Annotated in this window: 12 protein-coding genes; 4 read left to right on the top strand and 8 right to left on the bottom strand. The window is 70.1% G+C overall.

Features of this window, described 5'->3' with window-relative positions:
* Nucleotides 1–39: 39 nt before the first annotated feature.
* Genes purL through purS form a run of 3 tightly spaced genes read right to left on the bottom strand, consistent with a single transcriptional unit; the run spans nt 40 to nt 3358 of the window.
* Nucleotides 40–2340, bottom strand: a complete 2301-nt coding sequence (gene purL / locus AB8M85_RS11435) for a phosphoribosylformylglycinamidine synthase subunit PurL (protein ID WP_372698942.1) — start codon at nt 2338–2340, stop codon at nt 40–42.
* Complete coding sequence (gene purQ, locus AB8M85_RS11430) at nt 2337–3107, bottom strand: phosphoribosylformylglycinamidine synthase subunit PurQ (RefSeq protein ID WP_372698941.1); 771 nt, start codon at nt 3105–3107, stop codon at nt 2337–2339. Before purQ ends, purL begins: the two co-directional genes overlap by 4 nt.
* Nucleotides 3104–3358, bottom strand: a complete 255-nt coding sequence (gene purS / locus AB8M85_RS11425) for a phosphoribosylformylglycinamidine synthase subunit PurS (protein ID WP_372698940.1) — start codon at nt 3356–3358, stop codon at nt 3104–3106. The genes purQ and purS overlap by 4 nt, the downstream gene beginning before the upstream one ends.
* A 181-nt stretch (nt 3359–3539) precedes the next feature.
* On the opposite strand from purS, the gene AB8M85_RS11420 reads away from it, so the two are divergent.
* Nucleotides 3540–3755 (top strand): hypothetical protein, encoded by a 216-nt coding sequence (locus tag AB8M85_RS11420; RefSeq protein WP_372698939.1) that lies wholly within the window; start codon nt 3540–3542, stop codon nt 3753–3755.
* Nucleotides 3752–4183, top strand: coding sequence for a YchJ family protein (locus AB8M85_RS11415; RefSeq protein ID WP_372698938.1), 432 nt, complete (start codon nt 3752–3754; stop codon nt 4181–4183). Before AB8M85_RS11420 ends, AB8M85_RS11415 begins: the two co-directional genes overlap by 4 nt.
* 3 nt (nt 4184–4186) lie before the next feature.
* Here AB8M85_RS11415 and AB8M85_RS11410 read toward each other — a convergent pair whose 3' ends face one another.
* The 3 genes from AB8M85_RS11410 to AB8M85_RS11400 all read right to left on the bottom strand — a co-directional run bounded on the left by AB8M85_RS11410 (nt 4187) and on the right by AB8M85_RS11400 (nt 7998).
* Nucleotides 4187–5755, bottom strand: a complete 1569-nt coding sequence (locus tag AB8M85_RS11410; protein ID WP_372698937.1) for a Na+/H+ antiporter — start codon at nt 5753–5755, stop codon at nt 4187–4189.
* A gap of 310 nt (nt 5756–6065) precedes the next feature.
* On the bottom strand, nt 6066–6542 hold the full coding sequence (locus AB8M85_RS11405) for a universal stress protein (RefSeq protein ID WP_372698936.1): 477 nt from the start codon (nt 6540–6542) through the stop codon (nt 6066–6068).
* Nucleotides 6543–6573: 31 nt separating this feature from the next.
* Nucleotides 6574–7998 (bottom strand): CitMHS family transporter, encoded by a 1425-nt coding sequence (locus AB8M85_RS11400; RefSeq protein WP_372698935.1) that lies wholly within the window; start codon nt 7996–7998, stop codon nt 6574–6576.
* Between the two features lie 186 nt (nt 7999–8184).
* Between AB8M85_RS11400 and AB8M85_RS11395 the strand changes: the two genes are divergently transcribed.
* Both AB8M85_RS11395 and AB8M85_RS11390 read left to right on the top strand, forming a co-directional pair.
* A complete protein-coding gene (locus AB8M85_RS11395; protein ID WP_372698934.1) occupies nt 8185–9984 on the top strand; it encodes an ATP-binding protein in 1800 nt (599 codons plus the stop codon).
* Nucleotides 9981–10649 carry a response regulator gene (locus AB8M85_RS11390; protein ID WP_372698933.1) on the top strand — a complete coding sequence of 223 codons (669 nt, stop codon included), beginning with the start codon at nt 9981–9983 and terminating at the stop codon, nt 10647–10649. The genes AB8M85_RS11395 and AB8M85_RS11390 overlap by 4 nt, the downstream gene beginning before the upstream one ends.
* On the opposite strand, the gene AB8M85_RS11385 is transcribed toward AB8M85_RS11390, so the two are convergent.
* Nucleotides 10650–11192: a hypothetical protein gene (locus AB8M85_RS11385; RefSeq protein ID WP_372698932.1), complete on the bottom strand. Its 543-nt coding sequence runs from the start codon at nt 11190–11192 to the stop codon at nt 10650–10652.
* A gap of 115 nt (nt 11193–11307) precedes the next feature.
* Entirely contained in the window at nt 11308–12198 is an 891-nt protein-coding gene (locus tag AB8M85_RS11380; protein WP_372698931.1) for a 3-methyladenine DNA glycosylase, read from the bottom strand.
* Between the last annotated feature and the right edge of the window lie 134 nt (nt 12199–12332).

The raw sequence follows: 12332 nt of genomic DNA, 5'->3' as shown, positions 1-12332 counted from the left end.
CGGCGCCGTGCGCCTGCCGTCCGCCACATGGCGGGTGGGCTAGAAGTACTTCGGCAGGGTGCCCTCGTGGGCCTCGCGCAGTTCGGCGATGGTCGCGGTGAACTGGCCCTGGACCTCGAGCGAGTCCGAGGCCGCATCGACGATGCCCAGGCGCACTACGGGGAAGCCGCGGGCGCTGGTCATGTCGTTGAAGCGGACCTCCTCCGAGCGCGGCACGGCCACGACGGCGCGGGCCTGCGACTCGGAGAACAGTGCGGTGAACACGTCGATGCCGTCGCGTTCGCACAGGTCCTCGAGTGCCACGCGGGCGCCCACGCCGTAGCGCAGGGCCATCTCCACCAGCCCGGCGGCGAGGCCGCCCTCGGAGAGGTCGTGGGCGGAGTCGATCATGCCGTCGCGCGAGGCGTTGATGAGCAGGTCACCCAGCAGCTTCTCCGCGGCCAGGTCCACCTTCGGAGGCAGCCCGCCCAGGTGCCCGCGCAGGTTGGCGAACTCGGAGCCATCGAGTTCATCCGCCGTCGTGCCCAGCAGGTAGAGGGCCTGCCCGTCGGCGCTGGAGTGCCAACCCGAGGGGGTGCGGCGGGCGACGTCGTCGAACTTGCCGAGCACCGCGACCACGGGGGAGGGGTGGATCGGGGTGGTGCCGGTCTGGTTGTAGAGCGAGACGTTGCCGCCGGTGACCGGGATCCCGAGCTCCATGCAGGCGTCGGAGAGGCCGCGGATGGCCTCGGCCAGCTGCCACATGACGTCCGGGTCCTCGGGGGAGCCGAAGTTCAGGCAGTCGGAGACAGCCATCGGGATGGCGCCGGTGGTGGCGACGTTGCGGAACGCCTCGGCCAGGGCCAGCTGCGCGCCGTGGTACGGGTCCAGGTAGGCGTAGCGGCCGTTGGCATCGGTGGCCAGGGCGACGCCGAGGCCCGTCTTCTCGTCGACGCGGATGACACCCGCGTCGTCCGGGGTGGCCAGGGCGGTGTTTCCGCCGACGTAGCGGTCGTACTGGTTGGTGATCCAGGACTTGTCGCACATGTTCGGCGACGCGACCAGTTCCAGCACGGCGGCCTTGAGCTCCTCGCCGAGCGAGGGCAGGTTGACCCCGGCCGGGGAGGCCTTGAACGTGTCGGCCTGCAGGGCGTCCTGCCAGTCCGGGCGGGCGTACGGGCGGTCGTAGACCGGTCCGTCGTGGGCGACGGTGCGCGGGTCCACGTCGACGATGACCTCGCCGTCCCAGGTGATGACCAGCCGGCCGGAGTCGGTGACCTCGCCGAGCCAGGAGTACTCCACGGCCCACTTGTCCATGACGGCCTCGAACGCCTCGGCGTTCTCCGGGGAGACGACGGCCATCATGCGTTCCTGCGACTCGGACATCAGGATCTCGCCCGGGGTCAGCGTCGGGTCGCGCAGCAGTACGTTGGTCAGCTCGACCTGCATGCCGCCGTCGCCGTTGGAGGCCAGCTCGGACGTGGCGCAGGAGATGCCGGCGGCCCCGAGGTCCTGGATGCCCTCGACGAGCGAGCCCTTGAACAGCTCGAGGCAGCACTCGATGAGCACCTTCTCGGCGAACGGGTCCCCGACCTGCACTGCAGGGCGCTTGGACGGCTTGGTCGCGTCGAAGGACTCGGAGGCCAGCACGGAGGCGCCGCCGATGCCGTCGCCGCCGGTGCGTGCACCGAAGAGGACGACCTTGTTGCCCTTGCCGGAGGCGTTGGCCAGGCGGATGTCCTCGTGGCGCATGACGCCCACGGCCAGCGCGTTGACCAGCGGGTTGCCCTGGTACACCGGGTCGAACACCATTTCGCCGCCGATGTTCGGCAGGCCCAGCGAGTTGCCGTAGGAGCCGATGCCGGCGACCGCGCCGTGCATGACGCGGGCGGTGTCCGGGTGGTCGATGGCGCCGAAGCGCAGCGGATCCATCACCGCGACCGGTCGGGCACCCATGGAGATGATGTCGCGCACGATCCCGCCGATGCCGGTCGCCGCACCCTGGAAGGGCTCGACGAACGACGGCGAATTGTGCGATTCGATCTTGAAGGTCACGGCCCAGCCGTCGCCGAGGTTGGTGACGCCGGCGTTTTCGCCGATGCCCACCAGCATGTCCTTGCGCATCTCCTCGGTGACCTTCTCGCCGAACTGGCGCAGGTGGTTCTTGGAGGACTTGTAGGAGCAGTGCTCGGACCACATGACCGAGTACATGGCGATCTCCGCGGCGGTCGGGCGTCGCCCCAGGACCTTCACAACGTCGTCATACTCGTTCTGCTTCAGGCCCAGCTCGGCCCAGGGCAGCTCCGTCTCCGGGGTGGCTGCGGCGTTGTCGACGGTGTCGATGTTGAACTGCTGGCTCATTTGGTGCCTCCCACCAGGGTGCTCAGGACGGAGGCGAAGAAGCCCAGACCGTCGGTGCCGGTGTGGGTGCCGGCGTCGGTGGTCGGGCCGTAGCCGGCCTCGACCGCGTGTTCGGGGTGGGGCATGAGCCCGACGACGTTGCCCGCGGCGTTGGTGATGCCGGCGATGTCGCGGCGCGAGCCGTTGGGGTTCCAGCCGACGTAGCGCAGGGCCACCTGGCCCTCGGCCTCGAGGGCGTCGAGGGTCTTCTCGTCGGCGACGTACTGGCCGTCCTGGTTCTTCAGCACGACCGTGATCTCCTGGCCGATCCCGTACTGGTTGGTCCAGGAGGTGGAGTTGTTCTCCACGCGCAGCACCTGGTCGCGGCAGATGAACTTCAGGTGGTCGTTCTTGATCATCGAGCCGGGCAGCAGGTGCGCCTCGGTGAGGATCTGGAAGCCGTTGCAGATGCCCAGCACCGGAAGCTTCGCGTCGGAGTTCGCGGCGTCGACGATGCGGGACATCATCGGGGCGAACCGGGCGATGGCGCCGGCGCGCAGGTAGTCGCCGTAGGAGAACCCGCCGGGGATGACCACGGCATCGACGTCGCCCAGCGAGTCGTCGGCGTGCCACAGGGCCACCGGCTCGGCGCCGGCCAGGCGCACGGCGCGGGCGGCGTCGCGGTCATCCAGGGTGCCGGGGAAGGAGACGACGCCGATGCGGGCGCCACTGAGTGCGGTGTCCGGCGTGCTGTAGTCGCCGATCAGGGGAATCTCGTTGCTGCTCATGCCTCGGCGACGACCTCGACGTTGACGACGTCCTCGATCACCGGGTTGGACAGCAGGGTCTCGGCGGCAGTGCGGGCCTGGGCCAGGATCTCCTCGGTCACCTCGCCGTCGACGGTCAGTTCGAAGCGCTTGCCCTGGCGGACGCCGGAGAAGGCGTCGAAGCCGAGGCGGGGCAGTGCGCCGACGATGGCCTTGCCCTGGGGGTCGAGGATCTCTGGCTTGGGCATGACGTCAACAACGATGCGGGGCATCCGGGGGTCTCCTGTGCGCGAGGTGGGGTCTGAACGCCAGCGGAGGTGCCGTCTCACGCCGGGATGGAGGCGCTCCGCGAGCTTGCCGGACCAGTCTACCGGCTTTGGCTCCGCCACGGCCCCCGCGTGATGCAGGCCACCGGTCCTGTCCGGCGCGCCGCCGCGCGCCTACGCTGGGGGCATGGAACCACGGCAAACCCCCGGAACCGGTGCGGCCTCGACGTCCGCGCTGCCCTTCGTCCTGGGCGTCGGCCTGGCCTTCGGGCTGGTCCGCCTGGTGCTGCGCAAACGCCGGGACGACAGCGCCGCAGCCGGGACCGCTGTCGCCGCGCCCGCGCCCAGGGCCGCGCCTCCCGGCAGCGCATCCCACCACCGGCACCACCGGACCGGCGCGTGAGCACCAGATCCACTTCCGGTCCCGCCTTCCCCGAGTACGACGGCGGGGCACGCTGCCCCTGTCTCTCCGGCGAGGTCTTCCGGGACTGCTGCGGGAAGGTCCACGCCGACCGCGCCGCCGGCGGCACCGGTGCGGTGACGGCCGAGGCCCACATGCGCTCGCGCTACAGCGCCTTCGCCGTGGCGGACACCGCCTACCTGCTGGAGAGCTGGCACCCCTCGACCCGGCCGTCCACGCTCGAGCTGGATCCCGGCATGGCCTGGCGTCGACTGGACATCGTGGACACCGTCGCCGGCGGCCCCTACGACGACGCGGGCATCGTGGAGTTCGCCGCGCACTACCGGGCCGGCGGGGAGCGCGGGGTGCAGCACGAGCGCAGCCGCTTCGTCCGCGAGGACGGCCGCTGGTACTACGTCGATGCGCTGTAGCCGCTAACCGTCGAGCGTGACCGTGCGCAGGTCCAGGCGGCGCAGCACCCGGTCCACGGCCTCGGGGTCCATGCCCGGCTCCCTGCGCATGGCCAACACCTCGCGGCGGGCCGCGTCGAGTGCCTCGCGTTGCACGCCGTCCATGATGGCCAGGGTCTTCTTGACCTTCAACATCTTCTCTGGGTCGTCCTCGAAGTCCCGCTCCAGCAGCTCGTGCAGGCTGGACATTCGCCGCGCCAACGCCTTCTGGCGCTCCGGGGGCAGTGATTTCGTGGCCGCCGAACGACGCATCGTCTCCAGGGCCACCCGCTGGGCGCGGCGTGCCAGTTCGCGTTCCTTGCGCTCCTCGGCGGTGTGGTTGTTCGGCAACTTGAGGTGCCGCATCAGCGACGGCAGCGTCAGCCCCGGGCCGACCAGCGTCACCAGCAGGACCGCACAGGCGCAGGAGATGATGAAGTTCCGGCCCGGCAACGGTTCCCCCGAGTCCATGGTCGTGGGCAGGGCCAGGGCCAGCGCCAGGGTGGCCAGGCCGCGCATCCCGCACCACGTCAGCACGAGGACTTCCTTCAGGGAACCCGGGACGCTGTTGTTCTCGGTGCCGCCGATCTTGTAGATCCCCATCATCCACAGGAACCGGACGATGAGAACGGCGGCGCAGACGGCGATGATGCCCGGGACGAAGTCCAGGATTCCGGCTCCCTCGTCCTCGAACACGTAGCGCATTTCGATGCCCACGAGCCCGAACGCGACACCGGTGGTCAGCAGCTCGACGACGTCCCAGAAGGCCTGACGGGTGATGCGCTCCTCGGAGTCCTGCGGGCGGGCCCGGCGGCCGAGCTCCAGGGCAGTGACCACGACGGCGACGACCCCGGAACAGTGGATCTCCTCCGCCAGCAGGTACACGGCGAAGGGGGCGACCAGGGTGGCCGCGGAGCGGGCCACCATGTTCGGGACGAAGCGGTTCAGGGTGCCGACCATCCAGGCCATGGCCAGCCCCAGGAGGACGGCGCCGGCGGCACCGAGCAGGAAGCGGGGAACGAGGTCCCAGCCGACGTTTCCGCCGCTGGTGGCCGCGGCGACGGCCGCTTGGAAGATGACGATGGCGATGGCATCGTTGAACAAGCCCTCGGTCTGCAGGACGGTGATCAGGCGGCGCGGCATCTTGACGCGTCCGGCCACCGATTCCACGGCCACCGGGTCCGGTGGGGCGACCACCGCCCCGAGAGCGATAACAGCGGGGATTCCGATGCCGGGCACGATGAGCCAGGTGACCCCGGCGACGATGCCGACCGTGACGGCGACCAGGAGGACGGCCAACAGGACCAGGGAGCGCCAGCGGTTGCGGAACACGGCCCAGGAGGAACGCTGGGCGACCGCGTACAGCAGCGGGGGCAGGAAGAGCGGGAGGATCATCTCCGGGTTGATGTGGATCTCCGGGATGAACGGCAGGTAGGCGACCCCAGCGGAAAAGACCAGCATGAGGACCGGGTAGGGCAGTCGGATGCGCTCGCCGATGCCGGCGACGATGACGGTGCCGAACAGCAGGCCGACTACCAGGATCATGAATTCCATGGGTGGGGTTCCTCCTGCTCCATTCTTTCATGACCTGCGGATATGCCGATTCGAACGTCGGGTGGTCTGTCTGCAACGTTGGTTGGTGTCGCCTCCGGAGTCTGCGAGCAGTCATGCGCGGTTGTGGGAATTTGGGAGTTTATTGAGGTTTATTGGATCTTCATAAAGTCTTCAATAGCCGGCGATGGCCGGCGGGATGGCTGATGCCATTCCGCCGGCCATCGCCGTGCGTCTTGCCCAGGAGGATGCGGGACCGGAGTGGTCCCGCCGTCGTGCCCTGCGATGCCGGGCAGGTCCTCCTGCTTGGCGCCTACTTGACGGTGAGCACCGGGCAGGGCGCGTCGAGGATGAGCTGCTGGGCCACGGAGCCCAGGAACAGCTTCATCATCGGGGAGCGCCGGCGCACCGAGATGGCCACCAGTTCCGCCCCCGTGGACTCGATGAGCCCGAGCAGCTGCTCTGCCGGTTCGGTCCCGGCGCGGTAGACGCGGTACTCGATGCCGGCCTCGGCCAGCTGGGCTCCGATGGCATCGGCGTCGGCCTTCTCCGACTGGCCCGGTGCCGCCGCGGTATCCGAGCGGTAGCTCACCACGTGCAGCGCCGCCGGGACGGACCGGGAGCCGCGGTACACCGATTCGCGCACGGCCTCCTCGAGCACCGCCTGGCCGGAGTTGCCCGGCAGGCAGGCCACGACGATCGCGGCACCGGCTGCGTCGACGTCGGCCGACTCGGCGACCACGAACTCACGGGCGGCCACAGGGGCGGTGGTGCTGTAGAAATCGGTCATCGTGCTGGTCCTTTCAGGTGTCAGGGATTCCTTATCCGATGCCGATGGCGCCGACGACGACGCCGACGGCGAGCATGACCAGCGCGACCACGAGGGCCCGCCAGAGGACCTTCTTGTGGTGCTCGCCCAGGTCCACGCCGGCCAGCGAGACCAGCAGCAGGATCGCCGGGACCAGCGGGGACTGCATGTGCACCGGCTGGCCGGTGATTGAAGCGCGTGCCATGTCGACGGCGGGGATGCCGAAGTGCGCACCGGTCTCGGTCAGCACTGGCAGCAGGCCGAAGTAGAACGCGTCGTTGCTCATCAGGAAGGTCGCCGGAATGCTGATCAAACCGGTGATGATGGCCATGTAGGGGCCCATGCTCGTGGGGATGACGTCGACCAGCCAGGCGGCCATGGCATCGACCATGCCGGTGCCGGAGAGCACCCCGGTGAGTACGGCGGCGGCCAGCACCATGGACACGACGGCGATGACCGACGAGGAGTGCGAGGCGACCATCTTGGCCTGGTCGGAGATCTTCGGGAAGTTGACCACCAGGGCGATCGCGCTGCCGACCATGAACAGGTACGGCAGGGGCACGATGTTCACGACGAGCAGGACCATAATGGCCACGGTCAATGCGAGGTTGAACCAGAACAGCTTCGGGCGCAGGGTCGCGCGGTGCGGGTCCAGCGCGGTGTCGGCCAGGCCGCCGGCGACGGCTTCCTCGGCCTCGGCGCGTTCGAGCAGGGCGAGCTTTCCGCCGTCGTCCTGGGGTGAGGTGCCGCCGGTGGACGGGGATCCGCCGGTGCGCGGGGAGGCGGAGCCGGATGCGCCACGGCCCCAGCGCTCCGGGTCGATCTTGGCCAGGCGGCGGCGCTCGGAGCGGCCCAGCAGCACGGCGAAGGCGAAGACAACCAGCAGGCCGATGCCCAGCGAGGGCAGCATGGGCAGGAAGATGTCCGAGGCGTCCACCTTCAGGGCCGCGGCGGCACGGGCGGTGGGTCCGCCCCACGGGACGATGTTCAGGGTGCCGTTGGTCAGGCCGGCCACGCAGGTCAGCACCACCGGGCTCAGGCCCAGGCGCTGGTAGACCGGCAGCAGGGCAGCGGTGACCACGATGAAGGTGGTGGAGCCGTCGCCGTCCAGCGAGATCAGGGCGGTGAGGATCATGGTGCCCACGACGACCTTGGCCGGATCGTGCCCGGCGATGCGCACGATGAGGGTCACGAGCTTGTCGAACAGGCCGACGTCGATCATCAGGCCGAAGTAGATGATCGCGAACATCAGCAGGGCGGCGGTGGAGGACATGTCCTTCACGGCGTCCATCACCATGTCCCCGATGCCGAAGCCGGCCCCGGCGAAGAGGCCGAAGGCGGTGGGGACGATGATCAGCGCCAGCAGGGGCGTCAGGCGTTTGGTCATGATGAGCGCCATGAAGGTGGCGACCATCAGGAACCCGAGTATGACAAGCATGGATTCTCCTCAACGGCGAGGTTCCGGGTCTTCCGAAATCTGCGGGGGTGGTGCGGGGCACCACGGTGTGTGCCAGACCACGCTACGGATGTGATGCGCGGAACGTCCGTTTGTGCTTATTGCCCGGGGATCTGCTCATTGGGACAATAATGCGCTTTGTGCTCACAACGCTCCTACACTGGAGGGGTGAGTCCAGAACGCCCCGTTGCCGGCACCTTCACCGCCCGCATGATGGCGGTGCTCTTCGCCGTCGTCGCCGGGATCGTGTTGCTGTCCGTCGGCACCGTCGCGTTCCTGACCGTCGAACGCGTCAACGACCAGGCCGAACAGCAGGCCCTGGGCATCGCGCGCACGCTGGCCGCCGACTCGAGCCTGCGCCAGGAGGTCGCCCGACTGGACGGGCAACGCACCCCGGATGCCGGCGCGCTCGCTGCCGGGCCCATCCAGCACGACGCAGAAGCCGCCCGGGCGCGCACCGGTGCCCTGTTCGTGGTGGTCACCAACGACCTGGGGATCCGCCTGTCCCATCCCAACCCCGACGAGCTCGGCCGGCCGGTCAGCACCGATCCGGTGGCTTTGAACGGGCACGAGTTCGTCGCGCGCGAGCACGGCACCCTGGGCGAATCCGTGCGGGCCAAGGTCCCGGTCTTTGGCGAGAGCGGCACGGTGATCGGGGAGGTGAGCACCGGCGTCGCCGTGGAGACCGTTTCGCGGCAGGTGCGCCAGGCGGTCCTGTCCGTCCTGCTGGTCGGGGTGGCGGCCCTGGTCCTGGCGGGCTTCGCCGCGGCCACGCTGGTCCGCTGGCTGCGCAAGGTCACCCTGGGGCTGGAGCCCGAGGAGATGGCCCAGCTGGTCCGCGATCAGGAGGCGGTGCTCTACGGGGTCGATGACGGGGTGATCGGCATCGGCCCGGACGGGCGGATCAGCCTGCGCAACCGGTCGGCCCGGCTGATGCTCGAACTGCCGCGGCGTTCGGACAGCGGGGACATCGTGGGCCTGCCCTACGCCGAGGCCGCGCTGCCGGACAAGCTGGTGCGGGCCGTGGCAGCGGTACGCGAAGACCGGGCCGAAGCCGGGGCGCCGGTCCGCCTCGAGCTGCCCGAACGGGTCGTGCGCGCGGTGGTGCACGAGGTCTCGCGCGAGGGGACCAGCCTGGGCCAGGTCGTCATGCTGCGCGACCTGACCACCCTGGAGGAGCTGGGCAGCCGGTTGAACGCCGTCGAGACCATGGCCGGGGCCCTGCGCGCCCAGCGCCACGAGTTCGCCAACCGCCTGCACACCATCTCCGGTCTGCTGGCGCACGGCGAAGTCGAGCGGGCCGGCGACTACGTCGGGCAGATCATTGACTCGGGGCCGGTACGCGAACCGGTGGCCAACATCGCCGCCGTGACCGACCCCTACCTCCGGGCCTTCATCGGGGCCAAGGGCATCCAGGCCCACGAACGCGGCGTCGCCCTCCGGGTGGGCGAGGCCACCGCCCTGTTCGGCACGCTCGCCGAGGCCCAGGACGTCACCGCCATCCTGGGCAACCTCATCGACAACGCCCTCGAGGCAGCCGTCACGGCGCCGACGGCAGACGCGGACTGGGGCCCGGAGCCGGCGGCTGGAGCCGGCAGTGTCGCCGGCAGCGCAGCCGATCCGGAGCCCGGCGCGGGCCTGCCCCGCTGGGTGGAGGTGGACCTGCTCAGTGAGGGCACCACGTTGCATCTGGCCGTGGCCGATTCCGGCGGTGGACTGGTCCCCGGCATGGATGTCTTCGCCGAAGGCGCCACCACGCGGCCCGGGGACGAAGCCGACGCGCACGGCCACGGGGTCGGCCTCGGCCTGGCCCGGCGGCTGGCCCGGCTCATCGGCGGGGACCTCTGGATTGCCGACGCCGGAGGCGCCGAGCCCGGCGCCGGGGCGGTCTTCGCCGCGCGCCTGCCCGGCGTCCTGGACGAGCCGCTTCCCGCATCCGGACACCGCCCAGCGAAAGGAACCCCATGACCGACCCCCGGAACGATTTGCGCGTGCTCATCGTCGACGACGACTTCCATGTCGCCACCCTGCACGCCGGCTACGTCGACGCCGTGCCCGGGTTCACGGCCCTGCCCCCGGTGCATGATGCCCGGATGGTCCCGAAGGCCGTGGCCGAGCACCGGCCCGACCTGCTGCTGCTCGATGTCTACCTGCCCCAGGGCTCGGGGCTGGACCTGCTGCAGGGCCTGGACGTGGACGCCTTCGTGCTCAGCGCGGCCGCCGAGGCCCCGACCGTGGCCACCGCGTTCCGGCGCGGCGCGCTGGCCTACCTGCTCAAGCCCTTCGACCCGAAGGTGCTCACCGCGAAACTGCGCGGGTACGCCCGCTACCGGCGCCAACTCGACGCAGCCGAGTACCTGGACCAGGCGGGGATCGACCGCGGCCAGCGGGCCCTGCTGGTGGCCGACGAACCGGCCGCCGCGTCCTCGGGGGCGGCCACGGAAGCCGCCGTGCTGGCTGCGGTCACCGAGGCCGGGGAGGCCACCGTGATGCAGGTGGCCCAGGCAGTGGGCATCTCGCGGGCCACCGCGCAGCGCTACCTCGCGCAGCTGGCGCAGTCCGGTGCCCTGCGCCTGGACCTGCGCTACGGCAGCCGCGGCCGGCCGGAGCACCGCTACTCGACTGGCGGCTGACTACTGCGTTCCGTTGGATGTCCCGCGCCCGAGCAGGGCCTCGGCCGACTTCCAGGTGGCGATCTTGCAGCCGTTGGTGAGCGAGAACCCGCGCTGGACCGATGAGCCGTTCAGCGTCCCCTCCACGATGGCGGTCTGTGGCCCGGCCGATTCCTGCGTGCACTGGGCGCCCTTCTCCGGCGTGCCGGTCAGCACCGACTTGCCGGGACCGCTGAGGAAGGTGCAGGCGGCATCGGCCTGCGGATGGTCGGTCCCCTGGCCGGGGGAGCCGTTCACGCACACCAGCTGGTAGCGGTGGGAGGCGTCCGTGCCGTTGGAGGTGAGGGTGATCGACAGGTCGGCATCCGCCCCCTCGGCGGGGCCGGCGGCGGGGGCGCTCGCCACCGGCCCGGTGGCCGGGGCGCTCTCGACCGTGGATGCGGTCGGAGTCGTGGGGCCGGAGCCGTCCTCCTCCCCGGCGCATCCGCTCAGGGCCAGCAGGGCCAGGGCGGTGGCGGCGACGGCGGATAGGGCATGTGTCCTGCGGTGTCTGGTTCGTTTCATCTCATGGTGCACCCCCGGTGGTGGTCGATGAGGATCGGGCCCTTAGGGCGAATCTTCCACTTTTGCGCGCAGGAGTCCATGGAAGCGGCCCACTGATCCACCGGGGCCGGGCATGTCAGCGGGCTGCGGGTGCGTCCAGCAACCCCTCGGCGGCGTCAAGCAACTGCCCGCGCAGCACTGCCGAACGCTCCGCAAAGTCCTTCTGCAGTTCAACGTATTCGGCCTTGCCCTCCGCTGTCTCGATACGGATCGGGTCATAGCCCCAGTCGCCGAGGTCGTAGGGCGAGGCCCGCATGTCCATCGTCCTGATCTCCCAGGCCAGCTCGAACGTCGCCAGCAGCAGTTCGCCCGGTACAGCTGCCGAGAGCTTGTAGGCCCACTTGTAGAGGTCCATGTTCGCGTGCAGGCAGCCCGGCTGGTCCATCGCCGCCTGCGTCTCGCGGGTGGGCTGCAGTTCATTCAGGCCCACCGCCTGCGGGGTGTAGAAGCGGAAGGCGTCGATGTGCGTGCAGCGGATCCGGTTCCCCTCGACCACGGCATCCGTCCCGGCGGCCCCGAGGCGCAGTGGCAGGTAGTCGTGCCGCACCCCGTTCTCCCCGGACTTGTAGGCCATCGCCCACTCGTGCAGCCCGAAACAGGAGAACCGGGCGGGGTTGGCCGAGGCGCCGGCCAGGATCGAGTGTGCGAACTCCACCGTCCGCCGGCGTTCGGCCATGAACGCGCGGGCATCGAAGACGACCCCGTCGCCCTCGCGTCGGTGGTGCTTCCAGCCGAGCCGCTCGGTAGCCGCCTCGCCCAGGAGCACGACGCCGGTCCCCGGGTGCCAGCGCTGGAGCCGGCCTGGTTTCTCGGTGTAGTAGGTGAACAAGAAGTCCTCGACCGGGTGCTTGCGGCCGGCCGATCGGCGTGCGAGGAACGGTGCGGCGAACCGCTCGACCCGGGCGCGGTGTGCCGTGGCACGGGAGAGCCAGGCATCCTCGGGGAGGCGGAGCACGTCGGCAGGCATCCTTCCATTGTCCGGTGTGATGGAGTTCGCGGCCAATTTTAGTTGGTACACAAAATAATTAGGTAGAATGGAGGGGAGGGACCGGGCTTTCCGGCACCCCACGTCGGGCCCGCGCTGCGGGCCCCGTACCCACA

Source organism: Arthrobacter sp. JSM 101049, from assembly GCF_041679245.1.
Classification (GTDB): Bacteria; Actinomycetota; Actinomycetes; order Actinomycetales; family Micrococcaceae; genus Arthrobacter_H.
The sequence above is the reverse complement of the archived record's forward strand: the minus strand, read 5'-3'. Positions and strand labels throughout refer to the sequence as shown.